Raw genomic sequence first — 15,662 nt, 5'->3', positions numbered from 1 at the left:
ATATTAAAAACTCTTGCATTATTGAAACCTTTTTACTACTTTTGCGCAAAATTAAATATAGATGACAAAACTGAGAATGTTGTACGCTTGGGCTCTCTTCTTGCTGGTAATTTTTAGTGTTACAGCACAGAACATAGAGGTTTCAGGTACTGTAAAAGATGAAAAAGGTGAGCCTTTATTAGGTGTATTGGTATTAATCAAGGGCACCCAGCACGGTGCCGCTACCGATATGGACGGGAATTATACTATCCAAACCAAAGTGGGAGAAACGTTGAGTTTTTCGATTTTAGGAATGAAGACAGTAGAGAGAAAAATAACCGCCTCCACCAAACGATTAGACATAGTGCTTAAAGACGATGTACAAGAGCTTGAAGAGATGGTGGTTACCGGCTATGGAGCTCCTAAGCTCGCCAGCCGTACCGTTGCACAAGTCGCACAAGTGCAAGGTAAAGATGTGAGTGCCGCTCCGGTAGCCAGCGTATCCGATGCCTTACAAGGACGATTAGCAGGGGTAGTGGTAACCAGCGATTCAGGTCGCCCAGGTAGCAATAGCGATATCCTTATCCACGGGTATAACAACTTCCAAGGCGCACTACGAGGTGAAAGAACCCAAGAACCTCTCTATATAATGGATGGAATAGCCGTAAGCAGTAGTGTGATGAGCAGGTTCAACCCTAACGATATCGAGAGTATTACGGTACTTAAAGACGCGGCTTCTACCTCTATCTACGGGGCTCGTGCCGCCAATGGGGTGATACTCATCACCACCAAAAAAGGACGTAATAACGAGCGTACAAGCGTAACCATCAGTCACCAACTCGGTTTTACAGCGCTTACCAATGCCAGCCGTAAGTTTTTTGACGATATGATGACCCCACGCGAGTATATGGACTTTTGGATAGAAAAAAATCCTGAAGCAGTAAACTTGGCTGTAGGTAAGTTCAGTTCAAGCAAGGATGTAGCGAGACAGTCAGCAGATAAAATCTTAGCCGATAATCCTTACAATACGCGTTGGGATAAAGTTTTCTTCAGAGATTTTGTACCGTTGATACGTACTGATGTCTCTATTTCAGGAGGTACTAATAATAGTACTTATTATTTGTCGTTTGGGCACTTCAGCCAAGAGGGTTCTACAGCACCTCGCAGCGATTATCGTCGTTATACTGTCAATGGTAGTATCAATACCCAAATCACTAAATGGTTAAAAACAGGCTTCTCATTTGCAGCAGGACATACCGAGCGCGAAGGAGGTTCCACCCTCAACACCCCTAAGGTGATAGCTTTGCCACTTTACAGTCCTACTTACGAAGATGGTAGACGCAAAAACTATATCCCCGGAATCACCAGTCGTTCAGCTGGTTTCTACCACCCCGACTACTATGCCGAAACACACCCTAGCAACTCTTTTTCCGATGACTTCTTGCCTTCGGGGTTCGTCTCTATAGAGCCTATTAAAAACCTCATATTCAAAACACAAGGAGGAATACAATACGGGTATGGCGAATCAGAACTAAAAGAGTTGCCTTCGTTTATAGATTATAAGTTTTTCGATGACCCTAATCCTTACACTTCAGTGTCTAACAGTCGTACACTCAGAAAAACAATTACTAACACGTTAGAATATCGCTTTCTGTTAGGAGAAAACAAAAAACATAGCTTCAATGTGTTATTAGGACAAGAGTCGGTTGAAAATAGCAGTAAACAATTAGATGCTACTACTTTCGGACAACCTTCAGAAGGGCTAACAATGCTCCGACACGGTAGTAAAGATAAAAGAATAGAAGACCAAAAGACTGTAAGTACTTTCAATTCTTATTTCGGAAGAGTGGAATACTCTTATAACACTCGTTACTTCTTAGACCTATCAATGCGTCGCGATGGTTCGTCAGCTTTTGGTAAAAACAACCACTACGGTAACTTCTGGGCAATAGGAGCGATGTGGAAACTCAAACAAGAGAACTTTTTGAAAGATGTAAAATGGCTTTCAGACCTCAATTTGCGTTTCAGCACAGGGCTTTCAGGAAATGCTTTAGGAGGCTACAAACATATCACTACCATAAAACCAGACAATTTCTATCAAGGTAAAACAGCTTATACAGTAGGTAGCTTGGGTAATCCTGATCTACGTTGGGAAGAGCAACGCAAAACTACTGTAGGGCTTAATATTGTGATTGATAGAGGTACTTCTTTCAATATCGAGTACTACGACCGCGAGACTTACGATATGATTTCAAGCCGTGAGCTCAATAGTACTTCAGGGCAAAATCAATTCTTTGACAATGCAGGAGGTATGCGCAACCGTGGGATAGACTTCACTTTCTCATCAGTAGTCTACAGAAGTGAAAATCAAGACTTGAGCATTCGTCCTTACTTCAACGTAAACTATAACAAGCAAGAAATAACTGCTCTTTTTGGCAATAAAACCTCTAATGTGGTTCCTTCTTCTGAAATAGGGTATAAATTAGGTCGTGCCCTTGAATGGGCAGCCGTTATTCCCAAAGGCGTAAACCCTACCACCGGACAAATGGAGTATTACATACCAGGTGATGACCGTATGGAGCAAGTAACTGATGATAATAGAGTAACAACTACTTACGACTCTAGTAAATTAGGACAAACCACAGGCAAGAAAATGCAAGCTCCTATCAATGGTGGATTCGGTTGGAATATCAGCTATAAAACTTTCTCGCTCGATATGGCATTCTCTTTTTCGTTGGAAAAATATAAGTGGAACTACGATATGAAGTACACCGAAAATCCTGACCAGTTTGGCGATCACAACCTAAGTAGAAAAATATTAGACTATTGGAAAAATCCAGGTGATAACACCCGCCACCCTAAGATAAACACTACCACCTTCGTAAATTCATCGGATGCGCGTATGATACAAGATGCCTCATTTATGCGTTTAAAAAATATTACCCTTAGCTATAGCCTCCCGAAAGAAGTTATCAAACAATTGAATTTCTTTGAAGGAGTACGCCTATATGCTACCGCCCGCAATATCTTTACGCTTACCAAATACGAAGGTGCAGACCCTGAGTACAATAATGCTATTTCATCAGGTGGCTATCCTCCTTCTCGTCAATTTACCTTAGGGGTAGATGTTAATTTTTAAAAATGTAAAACAATGAAAAAGATTTATAAAATAATAACTTTAGTAGTAGCTCCTCTGTTCTTTACCGGCTGTTTCAACCTCGACCAACAACCTTATGAAGATTTGAGCCAAGCTAACTCTTTTAAAACCGTACAAGATGCTCAATCTTGGGTGAATGGTATGTATGGTAAGTTGCGTACAAACATATACGGAAGTGCTATGTATGCTACCGACTTGCAAGCTGATTTCCTGAATATGGCCTTAAGAGACGGTACTAACGAAACGATTACAAACTTTCAAAACTGGACGTTGTTTACTGTCAATAATGCAGCTACAGCAACTATTTGGCAACGCTATTGGGGGGCAATACAAAATATAAATATAGGTTTAGAGGGGATTCCTACTATTACTATTCCCCAAGAAAATTACCGCACCGATGCGGCACAAATAAAGCACAATATGGGCGAATTGTATTTGGCACGTGCTTATTACTACACCTATCTGCTTACGCATTATTGCCCTACCGACGAGGCTTCAGCTTATGGATTGCCTTTGCTAAGCGGGCCTACTATCAACAATTTTCCTAACAGAAGTACAGTAGGACAGACTTACGACTTTATTTTGGCCGATATAGCACAAGCCGAAACTCGCCTTAGTGATGTAACAGGTGCTTTAGGGTCAGAGAAGTTTACCAAAGATGCAGTTGCAGCACTCAAGGCACGTGTATTGCTTTATAGAGGCAAGTGGGCAGAGGCTTATGCCGCAGCTACTTCAATTATTGGTAGTCGTTATAGCTTAGTGAGTAGTAGTAGTGATTTAGAAAAGGTATGGAAAGATGATGATACAGCAGAAAGTATCGTACAGCTCTATGCTAAATATGATATAGGTAATACCGCCGAATTGCCTTCAGCTAACGATGTCTATTTAGGATACCAAAGAGAATGGAACTACAGATTGCGTAGATTTGAGATAAAGTATTTGCCAAAAGCAATACCTACTCAAGATTTCGTAAATTTGTATAACGACAACGACTACCGTAAGTCTATTTATATCAAAAAACTTTTTGCTAACTATGGTAGTGCTACTTTCAACGATTTGTATTTGGTAAATAAATACCCCGATAACCCTTTGCTAAAACAAACACCCAATGGTTCGTCTACTTATATGCACCGTCCTAAGGTGTTCCGTATTGCCGAAATATACCTAATAGCTGCTGAAACTGCGTATAAAAACGGTGATCAAACTAATGCTAAAACCTACTTAGACAGATTGCGTACCGCTCGTGGTATCGGTAGTGTAACCTATACCGACCTTTGGACAGAGATTCAAAACGAACGCAACCGCGAACTTGCTTTCGAGGGCTTCCGTATGGCAGACATCAAGCGTTGGAATTTGGGCGTAGTACGTGGTACTCCTCAGAACCTCAGTGCTATTGTTTCAGACCCTGCTGACCAGTATTACCAGCTTAATATCCCTGCAGGGAATTATAAAATGGTTTGGCCACTTCCACCAAGTGATATCCTTTATGAGAAAGGCAAAGCCAATTGGCAACAAAACCCAGGTTGGTAAAACAATGATTAATTGCCAATACAATAAAGAGATTTAAAATATGTTTGAAATAAAAAAGCGGTCTTAGTAGACCGCTTTTTTTATTATCATTAACTATTTATCTCCAAAAGTAGTAAGCTACTACTGATATAAAGATAATACAAAGAATATTCAATACAAAACCTGCTTTTATCATATCGCGCTGACTTACTTTGCCCGTGCCGTAAGCTATGGCATTAGGAGGCGTAGCCACAGGCAACATAAAGGCACAAGAGGCTCCTATACCTATAATAAGTGAAAGACCCAAAGGATTAACTCCTAAGTTTTCGGCTACGGAGATGAAGATAGGCACTAAGAGAGCTGCACTGGCAGTATTGCTGGTAAATTCAGTTAGGAAAATGATGAAGGCTGCTACCATAAGTCCTATTACAAAATAGTTGCTATCAGCGATGAGAAACTGCACAGAGTCTACCAATGCCTTACTCGCCCCCGATTGTGTAAGGATAACACTTAGTGAGAGTCCGCCTCCGAAGAGCATTAGCACACCCCAATCGGTGTTTTCTTGTATTTGTTTCCATTCGGCTACACCAAAGAAACATACGAACACGGCAGCAATCATTGCAACCACTGCATCAAAGTCTTTGATTTTCTCGATGCCTATAAAAGAAGTGAACGTTTCGTTAATCAGGTCGCTAAATATCCAGCAAAGGGCTGTGATAAGGAAGATGAGAATGGTAAGATACTGCTTGCCGTTGAGCTTATCTACTATACCTTCAGTAGAGGTGATTTTAATGTTTAGTTTCGGACGGAACACTACATACAACGTACCAATCATCAAAGGCATTAAACCTAAGACTGTAGGCATACCATAGCGCAACCATTCTGAGAATGTGATGTTCAGTTGAGAGGCAACAATGGCATTCGGTGGGCTACCTACCAAGGTACCCATACCTCCTATACTCGCACTATAAGCAACCCCGAGTATTACAAAGGCATACGTACCTTTATTACTTTCGTAGTCGATGTTTTTAAGCAAACCCATTGCCAAAGGGATAATCATTGCAGCAGTAGCTGTATTACTGATACCCATAGAGAGCAAAGCCGTAGCCAAAAAGAGGAAGAATACCGCCAACAGGAAATTACCTCTGGCTATAGCAATCACCTTATGAGCGATGTACTTGTCAAGCTTTTGCACGCTCAGAGCAGTAGCAATAGCGAAACCTCCAAAGAATAGGAAGATTGTAGGGTTTGCAAAAGCTTGTAGGGCACTTTTGGTACTCTCTAAGCCCAAGAGTATTGCCAATACAGGAACTAAGAGTGCTGTAACGGTAATGTGTATGGCTTCGGTAAGCCATAAGATAGCGACAAAGGCAAGAAGCGCCAAGCCTTTATTAGTAGGCTCTTCATAAGGAAGCAACCCATAGAGCAAAAAGCCTACCGCCAATGCGATGGCTATAATCACGGAACGTTTGATGTAATTGGTCAGCATATATTAGGGTTTTTGTTATTAGCAAAGCACGTAAGCAATTTACGGTTTTATCTTCACCGCATATTTCTTTTCCGAAACAATTACAATCCCTTTTTGGAGCAAAAGATTATTCGGCAAACTTATCTGTTCGCCTTCTGTTGTTTTCAAAAGAGTATAGAAAGATTTTATATCGATTATTTTAGCCTCGATAGGATAATCTTTATCTAAAATCTTAATCGTATCACCTATTCTAAACGGAGAAGAGAAAAACACGATAATCCCCGCTGTAATATTGCTCAAAATCGACCATTGGGCAAAAAACGCCACCCCTATTACAGTAAGTATCGAAGTAACAAAAAGGAAGAGTTGTTCGGTTTTTATTCCCCAAATAGAGACAATGGTAAGGATAGCTAACGCATAAATAAAATAGTCTATATACTTCTTTACTAAATGAGTACGACTCTCATCGAACTCCGCTTTTTTTCCGAACTTATTGATGATAGAGTTCACCAAGTAACGCAAAGCAATAAAGACCACCAATGCAATGGCAGTAGCGATAATTTGATATAGGTAGTCTTGTATATAGTTCATATAACTTTACTTCGCGATATTCACAGCACGAGTTTCACGTATTACCGTTACTTTCACTTGACCTGGGTAGGTCATATCGGTTTGGATTTTTTGCGATAAGTTGAATGATAGTTCTGCGGCTTTATCGTCGGTTACTTTTTCGCTTTCTACGATTACACGTAACTCACGACCTGCTTGGATTGCATAGGCTTTCTTCACACCTTGGAAAGTGAAAGCAGCATCTTCGAGGTCTTTAAGGCGTTGTATATACGAATCGAGTACTTGGCGACGTGCTCCTGGACGAGCCCCACTAATAGCATCGCATACTTGTACGATAGGCGAAAGCAAGGAGGTCATCTCAATCTCGTCGTGGTGTGCCCCGATGGCATTGCACACTTCGGGTTTTTCGCCGTATTTCTCTGCCCATTCCATACCGAGGAGTGCGTGAGGAGTCTCACTTTCTATCTGCGGTACTTTACCAATGTCGTGCAAGAGTCCGGCACGTTTGGCAAGTTTAGGGTTCAAGCCTAATTCGGCTGCCATTACTCCGCAGAGCTTGGCTACTTCGCGTGAGTGTTGCAAGAGGTTCTGCCCATATGACGAACGGTATTTCATACGTCCTACACATTTTACTAACTCGGGGTGCAATCCGTGGATACCGAGGTCAATTACGGTGCGTTTACCTATTTCTACAATTTCTTCTTCTATTTGTTTGGTAGTTTTTTCAACCACTTCCTCAATACGTGCAGGGTGAATACGCCCATCGGTTACGAGCTTATGCAAAGAAAGACGTGCGATTTCGCGACGTACCGAGTCGAAGCAAGAGAGGATAATCGCTTCGGGGGTATCGTCTACAATGATTTCGACCCCAGTAGCTGCTTCGAGGGCACGGATGTTGCGACCTTCACGACCGATGATACGACCTTTCACCTCGTCAGACTCGAGATTGAATACCGATACGCAATTGTCTACTGCTTCCTCAGTGCCTATACGCTGAATGGTGTTGATGATGATTTTGCGCGCTTCTTGGTGAGCAGTAAGTTTGGCTTCCTCAATGGTATTTTGAATATAAGCCATCGCGTCGGCTTGGGCTTCACTGCGCAATGAATCGGTGAGTAGTTTCTTAGCTTCTTCGGCAGACAAGCCTGAAATAACCTCTAATTGTTGTACCTGACTTTTGTGTAGGCGGTCTATTTCTTCTTGTTTCTTGTCGAGGGTCTGCAAGCGAAAGTCGGCTTCTTCTGTTTTCTTTTCCAACTCATCTTTTAGGCGCTTATTTTGTGCCAATTCATTAGACACTTGCGACTCTTTATCGCGTATACGCTTCTCAGCCTCTGCCATTTTTTTATCTTTGGCGGAGATTGTTTTTTCGTGTTCAGCTTTTAGTTCAAGGAACTTCTCTTTTGCTTGGAATATCTTGTCTTTTTTGATATTTTCAGCTTCGGCTTTAGCATTTTTCAGAAGAACGTCGGCTTCATTCTTAGCGTTGAGAATGATTTTAGAGGCGTTCTTCTTTTCCAGCGATTTGGCGATAGCGAACCCTATGAAAAGGGCAATGATAAAAACTGCAATACTTATAATAACTGTACTATCCATCTTTGTTGTTTAAAAAATAAAATATTGATATAAAAAATGCCTATATTGATTAATATGTTTCACGTAAAACTCTGAAAAACAGGTTTAGGGATACTCAGTGGGGCAAGTATCCGGCAACTGAAGACCGGCGCGCTTTAACCGCTGTAACTCTCCCTTTTGTGAAATGTTAATGTTGAGTTTACCGAAAGGACAATCAATATAGGCAGTAAGTTTTCTATGTAAAGGAACGTGTTTTAACCTATTTGGTTTAAGGCGTTGTACACCTGTGCTAAGGCTTCTTTGAGGGATTCATCTTCGTGCGTTTCGTTGAGTTTGGCTTGTTCTATTTCTCTTGCCAAAGCGATAGCACACATTGCTAAGCCATCTTGTTTATCGCGCAGTTCATAAACGGTTTCAAAATCTTGAATCATATCGTTTATCTTTTTAGCGGCTTTTCTAAAACCCTCTTCCTGTTGTGGAGCAATGGTTAAAGGGTATAACCTATCGGCTACCGAAAGTTTAATTCTCAATCCGTCCTGTTCCATTGCTATTGTTTAGTGAGCTGAGTGATACACGCATCGATTTCGCGAATGAGCGTATTGAGCTTCAATTTAGTTTCTCTTTTACTATCTTTACTGCCTAATATACGGTTGGCTATGGCGAGTGTTTCGTTCTTCTCTTTCAGTGTAGTGATAGTGCTTTCAAGCGACTGTTTCTCACTGCGAAGTTCTTCAATGGTTTGTTTTAGCTTGCCATTTTCTTCCCTAAGACTATTGAATTTGCTCTGTAAGACAATGGCTTTCTCTTCTAATAACGCTACCAACTTTTTTAAATCACTCATCAAACAGCGAACTTTGTATATTTGGGGCAAAAATACGCTTTCTTTTTAAAAAAAGCAATTTTTTTAGAAAATAAATGAAACTGAGAAATGTAAGATTTTCATAATCAACATAAAAAAGGATTTTTAAGTTTTAAAGAAAGTCATACCTCAGCGTTGTTATAAATGAAAATCACTTGATTGTATTACAAGTTGATGATTTTCTTTGCTTAGTTTTAACAAAGGGTTGAATTAACTTATTGATTATAAACCTTCCTCCCTTACACATACCCAGCTATCGCTGGCTTCCTCAAAGAGATAACCTCCCCCCAGCCCCCTCCAAAGGGGGAGATGTGATGCAAAAGCGACTATGAAATTGTAAATCAGAGACAATCATTTCTCAAACATTGATTCACATTATAAATTAACATTTTCTTTATTTTGTTGTTTTGCTAATAGGTAATTTACCGCAGTAGCAGCAGCGTGTAACCCAAAAGCGGCTGGCATAAAGCTAATGGTACCATAGAAAGACTTTTTATAGTCGAGACCTTCGGTGCGCTGCATAGAATCCTTGGAAACTATTTCGGAAGAGAATACGGCTTTTATACCTGAGTGAATACGCTCGTTTTTGAGTCGTTTGCGAATAAACTTTGCCAACGGACAGTTATATGTTTTCATCAGGTCGGTTACTTTTATTTGGGAAACATCGGTAGCACCTCCAGCGCCCATACAACTCACGAGCTTTACGTGCCTGCGTTTGGCTGCGAGAATAAGGTTCAGCTTAGGGGTAATACTATCGATACAGTCGATAACATAATCGAAGTGGGGTGTTACGATTTCCCAAGCGCGCTCAGGGGTGAGGAATTCGTGAATGACGGTGAGTTTCAGCTCGGGGTTGATATCCAAAAGACGTGCTCTCATCACTTCGGTTTTGGCTTGTCCTATCGTAGAATGAAGGGCGGGCAACTGGCGGTTGATATTAGAGAGGGAAACGGTATCAGCATCGACAATAGTGAGAGCTCCTACGCCTGCACGAGTTACAAATTCGGCAGCATAAGAGCCTACGCCCCCTAAGCCTGCAATGAGGATATGGGCATTTTGCAAAGTGGTAATACCTTGTTGTTTAATTAAAAGCTCTGTACGTTCTAACCAATGATTATTCATATTTAAAAAAGCCCCATCGCAAAGGAAAGGGCTTATAATTCGCTTTTATAGTGCCGATAACAGTGCTTGTCTGCAAGGACACTTTCTACTTAAATAATTCAGAATGACTTCCAAGCCTCATCAAATAGATTACTTTTTCTTCATTATCTTGTATCCATATAATAAGAAAATCTCCTTCTATATGGCATTCTAAACAGTCTTTATATTGCCCTTTTAAATAATGAGGTTTCATTTCATTAGGAATGCCTTCTACTCCTTATTCTCTGTAAAATATCAATTACACTAAGAACTTTTTCTATCTTCTTAGAGCTTTTGCTATATCTTTTTTTGTCTTTTTTGAAAGCTACAGTTGCTACAACATCAAAAATTATTTCTTCTTCTTCAAAGCTGTTCATCATCTATATCTTTAAAAAGCTGTCTAACGTCTTTATACCTTTTCATAAGGTGACCTTTTTCTTTCACTTCCTGAAAAGCTTTCTGTGTTTCCTCGTTAGGAATAGCTGTTTCAATAGGATATGTTTTTTTTCCTTCTTTTTTACTCAAAAGAACTGTTTTTACTTTGAACTTTTCGAACAAACTTAAGAAAGTAGGGAAATCAGCTTCATTGATAGTTGCTTGTAATGTGATTGTATTCATAATACTACTATTTTTTGGTAAAAGTATAAAATCTTTTTTATTTAACAAAGTATTATTTACTTCTTCAAAAAAAGCCTGTCTGAGAGGCTCTGTTTTGTGAAGGCGATTTGCCAATCGCCCCTACAATATAACTAAAAGCAATTGATTATAATTAACTTTGCCAAAGGGGCGACTCGCTCCTTTGGCAAAGTGTAGCGACGCAAATGCGATTTAAATCTTTTTTACTCTTCTTTCGTGGCGACCGCCTTCAAAAGGGGTGTTGAGAAAGGTATTGGCTATATCTACGGCTTGCTCAATGGCGGTAAAGCGGGCGGGAATACTTAGCACATTGGCATTGTTATGGGCACGGGCAAGAGCAGAGAGCTCTTTTGTCCAGCAAACTGCACAGCGGATGTGAGGGTGCTTATTGGCGGTCATTGCAATGCCGTTACCACTACCGCAAATCACAATACCAAGGTCGGCTTTGTTTTCTTCTAAGGCTTTGGCTACGGCGTGACCAAAATCGGGGTAGTCTACACTTTCAGAGGTATCGGTACCGCAGTTGAGTACTTCTATTCCTTTACTTTCCAAAAAAGCTACAATGGCTTTTTTATAATCGACTCCTGCGTGGTCATTCCCTATGACTATTTTCATTTTAGTTATGAGTATTTAATTTATTGACGATGTCTATAATTTTATTGAAGTTCACTACAATTTCTTCATTTGTTGATTTTATGAAGTGATTATTTCCTTCTAAGGTTCCATATAAACCATCGAAAGTGGTTTTGATAAGGTTTTCTATTTCGGTATTAGTAGGATATTTCACTCGATAGCCCTCAGCTTGGCGTGCCATCAGTTCTATATGTGCATATACTACTCCATATTGATATAAATCTTCATAGGTTTTTTTGGCTTCGGCTAAGTCGATAGTACTTTTTTTATCACTATAATTTTGGATGGCTCCTTTTGAGATTCTTGTTCCTTCTACCCAAGTGCTATGTTGTGTAGCATATTTGTATTTATCCTTAGGATATTGAGGATGTTTTTCGATAGTGGTGAGCAAGGTATTGTACTCGGTGATGGTTTGTTCAATAAGCTTTTTGTACTCACTTACCTCAGTAATATTGGTTTTGTAATAAGGGATATCTGCCTTATGAGCTATTTGATCAATGAAAAGAGGTTTTGAAAAAACAGTTACTTGAAAACTACCACGTTCTTGCTTTTTATCAGTAACTATACTTACTTTTGTTGTACCTATTTTTTTGGCAATAAAAGTCAAGGTGTTATTAATTATTTCACCCTTTTGAGTAAGTACTTCAGCTTTTTCAATCTGTACTTTATCAGTAGGATTGAGCGTACCTGTGAAAGTAATAGTAGCCGTTTTAGTAAGCTCTATATCCACTTTATTAACACTAAATTGTAATTGAGGTACTGAAGGTTCGTTATTACCATCGTCCTTTTTACACCCTGTAGTAAGGCTTAGGGTAAGAGCCATTGCTGTAAAGATAAAAATATTCTTCATATGTAAATTTGATTTTGGGTGCAAAGGTACGACATAATTAGCAAATTAGCAAATTAGGTGCTACAGTGTTCGCATTTAATATTAACGCGGTAAACTGCTTATTTAAGTCTCACACGAATTTCACAAATTTCACGAATTTTTGATATCCTTATTATTAAATACCAATCAAGAGTTGAATTAACTAATTGATTATAAATCTCCCCCCTTACACATACCCAGCTTTCGCTGGCTTCCTCCAAAGGGGGAGATGTGACGAAAAAGCGACTATGAAGTTATAAATCAGAGATAATTATTTCTCAACCCTTGATTCACATTAATAATTATGTATTATTTAATAAATTGTTTATAAGCTTCACGTAGAGCATCGGCTTGGGCTTTATTGGGGCTTTGGGTGTACATATCGTCAAAATATGCAAAAGAAACTACTTTGGTTACTTTGGGAATGGAGAAGGCGGTAGTGAGTTGTTGTTTGACTCTATCGAAAGTGGCGGGATGAAAAGGTACCTGACCATTAGGTGAGGCAAAAGTTTCGAGGTCTGACCAAAATACGCCTTTATAGTTTTTGTTTTCCTGAAATAGTCCGCGCTCAGCCGCTTGGTAGTACTCAGCAAGGCGATTGAGGGTTACGTGTTGTGCCCCTACCCCATCTTGTAACATAATGATTTCTAAATTACTCTTAGCGAGTTCAGCCATAAAGTGTTGCAACTGTTCGGGAGACGAAAGTGCACTATTCCAAAAGGCAGCAATTGAAACGGGTTTGTTATTCAGCTGGTGCAAACGATTAGAGATGCGGTCTATAAATTTCTCTCTGAAAAGAGCTATCTTATCATCGGTATTATAAGCATAAGGCTCGGGTTCGTGTGGGATATACCACCCTTTGAAGGCTGGGTGAGTACCAAACTGGCGTTGGATATCTTCGGCAATGGCAATACAATAATTGGCTTGAGTTTGTAGCCACGACGCATCGGTTTGGTGTTGCCAATAACTTTCATCAAAGAGCAAGCCTATGTGCACTTCTATGCCTTTACGCTGAGCTGAGGCGAGGATTCGTTGTAGGGTAGGTTTAATTTTGGTGGTAGTAAAGTTATTGTTTGAATCGAACCAAGTGAGGTTATTAGAAGGATTTATATATCCTATGTATTGCACGATGAGGGTATTCATACCCAAGTCTTTAATTTCGCCTAAAAAATTGTCCCATTGAGCCTCGCTCCAATCGCCTTTGTTAAAAAGCTGTATAAAGGTACCTGTAAGTATCTTTTTATCGGAAGGGGAAGGGGTAGGCGGATTAGGTTGTGGATTGGGCTGCGGGTTAGGTTGCGGGTTAGGGTTGGGTTGTGGAGTGGGGACAATAGGGTTGTTGGGGTTGGGGGTTGGTTCATCGGAGTTGCTTTTGCTACAAGAGGCTGATAGCAAAGCGCCAAAAATGGTGAGGAATAAAACTAATTTTTTCATCTTATTTAATATTTTTTGCAAAGGTAGGAAGTAATTAGGAAATGAGAAAATTGGAAAATTAGAGAATTAGGAAATGAGAAAATTAGTAAATGGGGTGCGAGCTACAAGAAAAGTGCCAACGGAGGGGATTAACTTTGCCAAAGGTGCGAGCCGCACGGGCAAAAACTTTGGCAAAGTGTATACCGCAAAGAAACGGAAAAGTTCGGAAGAAGGTTAAGAGGAATTTTGGTGAAAAAAGGCTGTAAGGAGGGTGGGGTTAGCTTATAGAGAGCTTATAGGAAGCTTATACGAATCTTGGACGATTGGTATAGAAAGGGTATATAAGTGGTTGATAAATAGTATAATACAACAGCGCTAAAAATGGTAAAAACAGGGTTTCGAGGCGAAAGAAAGAGGAATAGGCAATAGGCCTTAGGCCATAGGCACTAGGAGGGAGTGTGACGGAAAAGGGGAATGTAGCGACGGAAAAGGGGAAATTAGGAAATGAGAGAATTAGTAAATTAGAGAGAGACTTAGGGAGAGCTATCGGACAGGGCAGAGGGGGCGGACTTATCTAACGAGTGATTTGCTTATTAACAAATTGGCTAATTGACAATTTTTTCATATCTTTGCCAAAACTTTTAACTCATACCTCTTAACTGATAACTAAATAAAGTGAACGAATTAAACTTAGAACTTACTGACGTGAGCGCCCAAGTGTTTTGTGGCGAAGACGAAAATAATATCAAATACATCAAAACGCTCTTCCCGAAGCTGAAAATCGTAGCACGGGGGTCTAAACTTATTGCCTTTGGCGAAGAACATTTGCTAAAAGATTTTCAGAAACAAATGGAAAAGCTCATCGCCTATTGCGCGAAATACAATCGCTTAGACGAGCGCACTATTGATAGTATTCTTTCGGCTACTAGTACTGAGAAGAGCGAAAAAGTGCGCGAAGAGGACATCATTGTGCACGGCGTGAATGGCAAAATCATACGTCCGCAAACTCCCAATCAAGTAAAATTAGTAGAGCTGATGCACCAAAACGATATGGTATTTGCCGTAGGACCTGCGGGTACGGGTAAGACCTATGTGGGCGTTGCCTTAGCCGTAAAAGCTCTTAAAGAAAAACAAGTGCGTAGGATTATCCTCACTCGTCCGGCAGTGGAAGCAGGCGAGAATCTCGGCTTTCTTCCTGGAGACCTCAAAGAGAAACTCGACCCCTATATGCAACCCCTCTATGATGCCTTGCGCGATATGATTCCGCACGAAAAACTCAACGCCTTTATTGAGGCAGGAATCATAGAGATTGCCCCTCTTGCCTTTATGCGCGGGCGCACCTTAGACAACGCTTTTGTAATCCTTGACGAGGCACAGAACACCACCCACGCCCAAATGAAGATGTTCCTCACCCGTATGGGGCGCAATGCCAAGTTTATGATTACCGGCGACCCTGGACAAATAGACCTTCCCCGCAAAGTATCTTCTGGACTTAAAGAAGCAATGCTTATCCTTCAAAAAGTACGGGGTATCGCCTTCCTTCACTTAGACGACAGAGATGTTGTGCGTCACCCACTGGTACGCAGTATTATAGAGGCTTATAAGACGATTGAGAACAACGAATAGACGTAGCACGACAAGCATTTTTTGCAGTATAAACTTTGAAGTTTGAAGTAGCTTGTCGTGCTACAACCTTTGGTAAAGTTTTTTACTTCTTATTCCAACCTTTTTGAAAATTCTTCGTTTATAGAGCAGAAAGTGAAAGATATTAGCTCTCTTCTTTAAAAAATAATCAAGAAAAGATAATTGATAATCAGCGTAATGAAAAAATAATGATATCATAACGCTATTTTTA

Annotated in this window: 15 protein-coding genes; 4 read left to right on the top strand and 11 right to left on the bottom strand. The window is 40.3% G+C overall.

Translation table 11 applies throughout. The features are described from left to right. Window positions 1-61: 61 nt before the first annotated feature. Window positions 62-3,118 (top strand): SusC/RagA family TonB-linked outer membrane protein, encoded by a 3,057-nt coding sequence (locus tag C3V44_RS08585; protein ID WP_106096180.1) that lies wholly within the window; start codon window positions 62-64, stop codon window positions 3,116-3,118. Window positions 3,119-3,130: 12 nt separating this feature from the next. Then, the gene (locus C3V44_RS08580) at window positions 3,131-4,666 is read left to right on the top strand and encodes a RagB/SusD family nutrient uptake outer membrane protein (RefSeq protein WP_106096179.1); all 1,536 of its coding nucleotides are present in this window, start codon (window positions 3,131-3,133) and stop codon (window positions 4,664-4,666) included. Between the two features lie 97 nt (window positions 4,667-4,763). Here C3V44_RS08580 and C3V44_RS08575 read toward each other — a convergent pair whose 3' ends face one another. The 11 genes from C3V44_RS08575 to C3V44_RS08525 form a co-directional block, all read right to left on the bottom strand. Then, a complete protein-coding gene (locus C3V44_RS08575; RefSeq protein WP_106096178.1) occupies window positions 4,764-6,134 on the bottom strand; it encodes a DASS family sodium-coupled anion symporter in 1,371 nt (456 codons plus the stop codon). A gap of 39 nt (window positions 6,135-6,173) precedes the next feature. Beyond that, a complete protein-coding gene (locus C3V44_RS08570; protein WP_106096177.1) occupies window positions 6,174-6,704 on the bottom strand; it encodes a mechanosensitive ion channel family protein in 531 nt (176 codons plus the stop codon). Window positions 6,705-6,710: 6 nt separating this feature from the next. Continuing rightward, complete coding sequence (rny, locus tag C3V44_RS08565) at window positions 6,711-8,279, bottom strand: ribonuclease Y (protein WP_106096176.1); 1,569 nt, start codon at window positions 8,277-8,279, stop codon at window positions 6,711-6,713. Between the two features lie 233 nt (window positions 8,280-8,512). Next, on the bottom strand, window positions 8,513-8,803 hold the full coding sequence (locus tag C3V44_RS08560) for a cell division protein ZapA (RefSeq protein WP_002674145.1): 291 nt from the start codon (window positions 8,801-8,803) through the stop codon (window positions 8,513-8,515). Between the two features lie 2 nt (window positions 8,804-8,805). Then, window positions 8,806-9,099 carry a hypothetical protein gene (locus C3V44_RS08555; protein ID WP_106096175.1) on the bottom strand — a complete coding sequence of 98 codons (294 nt, stop codon included), beginning with the start codon at window positions 9,097-9,099 and terminating at the stop codon, window positions 8,806-8,808. 393 nt (window positions 9,100-9,492) lie between these two features. Then, complete coding sequence (locus C3V44_RS08550; protein WP_106096174.1) at window positions 9,493-10,239, bottom strand: ThiF family adenylyltransferase; 747 nt, start codon at window positions 10,237-10,239, stop codon at window positions 9,493-9,495. Between the two features lie 85 nt (window positions 10,240-10,324). After that, window positions 10,325-10,471 carry a type II toxin-antitoxin system mRNA interferase toxin, RelE/StbE family gene (locus C3V44_RS12595; RefSeq protein ID WP_254425424.1) on the bottom strand — a complete coding sequence of 49 codons (147 nt, stop codon included), beginning with the start codon at window positions 10,469-10,471 and terminating at the stop codon, window positions 10,325-10,327. Window positions 10,472-10,620: 149 nt separating this feature from the next. Beyond that, on the bottom strand, window positions 10,621-10,875 hold the full coding sequence (locus tag C3V44_RS08540) for a hypothetical protein (protein ID WP_034542803.1): 255 nt from the start codon (window positions 10,873-10,875) through the stop codon (window positions 10,621-10,623). Window positions 10,876-11,085: 210 nt separating this feature from the next. Next, the gene (gene rpiB / locus C3V44_RS08535) at window positions 11,086-11,508 is read right to left on the bottom strand and encodes a ribose 5-phosphate isomerase B (protein WP_106096173.1); all 423 of its coding nucleotides are present in this window, start codon (window positions 11,506-11,508) and stop codon (window positions 11,086-11,088) included. 1 nt (window position 11,509) lies between these two features. Continuing rightward, window positions 11,510-12,376, bottom strand: a complete 867-nt coding sequence (locus C3V44_RS08530; RefSeq protein WP_002674138.1) for a GAG-binding domain-containing protein — start codon at window positions 12,374-12,376, stop codon at window positions 11,510-11,512. 327 nt (window positions 12,377-12,703) lie between these two features. Then, entirely contained in the window at window positions 12,704-13,828 is a 1,125-nt protein-coding gene (locus C3V44_RS08525) for a DUF4434 domain-containing protein (RefSeq protein WP_106096172.1), read from the bottom strand. A gap of 73 nt (window positions 13,829-13,901) precedes the next feature. Here C3V44_RS08525 and C3V44_RS12360 point away from each other — a divergent pair, with 73 nt between their 5' ends. Beyond that, a complete protein-coding gene (locus C3V44_RS12360; protein WP_254425423.1) occupies window positions 13,902-14,045 on the top strand; it encodes a hypothetical protein in 144 nt (47 codons plus the stop codon). Window positions 14,046-14,482: 437 nt separating this feature from the next. Beyond that, window positions 14,483-15,433, top strand: coding sequence for a PhoH family protein (locus C3V44_RS08515; RefSeq protein ID WP_009418496.1), 951 nt, complete (start codon window positions 14,483-14,485; stop codon window positions 15,431-15,433). Window positions 15,434-15,662 lie beyond the last annotated feature (229 nt).

This window comes from Capnocytophaga sp. oral taxon 864, from assembly GCF_002998835.1.
In the GTDB taxonomy this organism is placed as follows: Bacteria; Bacteroidota; Bacteroidia; order Flavobacteriales; family Flavobacteriaceae; genus Capnocytophaga; species Capnocytophaga ochracea.
This window is presented reverse-complemented; position numbering and strand designations above follow the sequence as displayed.

Bases quoted from the DNA above. Each gene is read 5' to 3' on its own strand.
- C3V44_RS08585 (WP_106096180.1), top strand. From the start codon at position 62: ATGACAAAACTGAGAATGTTGTACGCTTGGGCTCTCTTCTTGCTGGTA.
- C3V44_RS08580 (WP_106096179.1), top strand. From the start codon at position 3,131: ATGAAAAAGATTTATAAAATAATAACTTTAGTAGTAGCTCCTCTGTTC.
- C3V44_RS08575 (WP_106096178.1), bottom strand. From the start codon at position 6,134: ATGCTGACCAATTACATCAAACGTTCCGTGATTATAGCCATCGCATTG.
- C3V44_RS08570 (WP_106096177.1), bottom strand. From the start codon at position 6,704: ATGAACTATATACAAGACTACCTATATCAAATTATCGCTACTGCCATT.
- rny (WP_106096176.1), bottom strand. From the start codon at position 8,279: ATGGATAGTACAGTTATTATAAGTATTGCAGTTTTTATCATTGCCCTT.
- C3V44_RS08560 (WP_002674145.1), bottom strand. From the start codon at position 8,803: ATGGAACAGGACGGATTGAGAATTAAACTTTCGGTAGCCGATAGGTTA.
- C3V44_RS08555 (WP_106096175.1), bottom strand. From the start codon at position 9,099: ATGAGTGATTTAAAAAAGTTGGTAGCGTTATTAGAAGAGAAAGCCATT.
- C3V44_RS08550 (WP_106096174.1), bottom strand. From the start codon at position 10,239: ATGAATAATCATTGGTTAGAACGTACAGAGCTTTTAATTAAACAACAA.
- C3V44_RS12595 (WP_254425424.1), bottom strand. From the start codon at position 10,471: ATGAAACCTCATTATTTAAAAGGGCAATATAAAGACTGTTTAGAATGC.
- C3V44_RS08540 (WP_034542803.1), bottom strand. From the start codon at position 10,875: ATGAATACAATCACATTACAAGCAACTATCAATGAAGCTGATTTCCCT.
- rpiB (WP_106096173.1), bottom strand. From the start codon at position 11,508: ATGAAAATAGTCATAGGGAATGACCACGCAGGAGTCGATTATAAAAAA.
- C3V44_RS08530 (WP_002674138.1), bottom strand. From the start codon at position 12,376: ATGAAGAATATTTTTATCTTTACAGCAATGGCTCTTACCCTAAGCCTT.
- C3V44_RS08525 (WP_106096172.1), bottom strand. From the start codon at position 13,828: ATGAAAAAATTAGTTTTATTCCTCACCATTTTTGGCGCTTTGCTATCA.
- C3V44_RS12360 (WP_254425423.1), top strand. From the start codon at position 13,902: ATGAGAAAATTAGTAAATGGGGTGCGAGCTACAAGAAAAGTGCCAACG.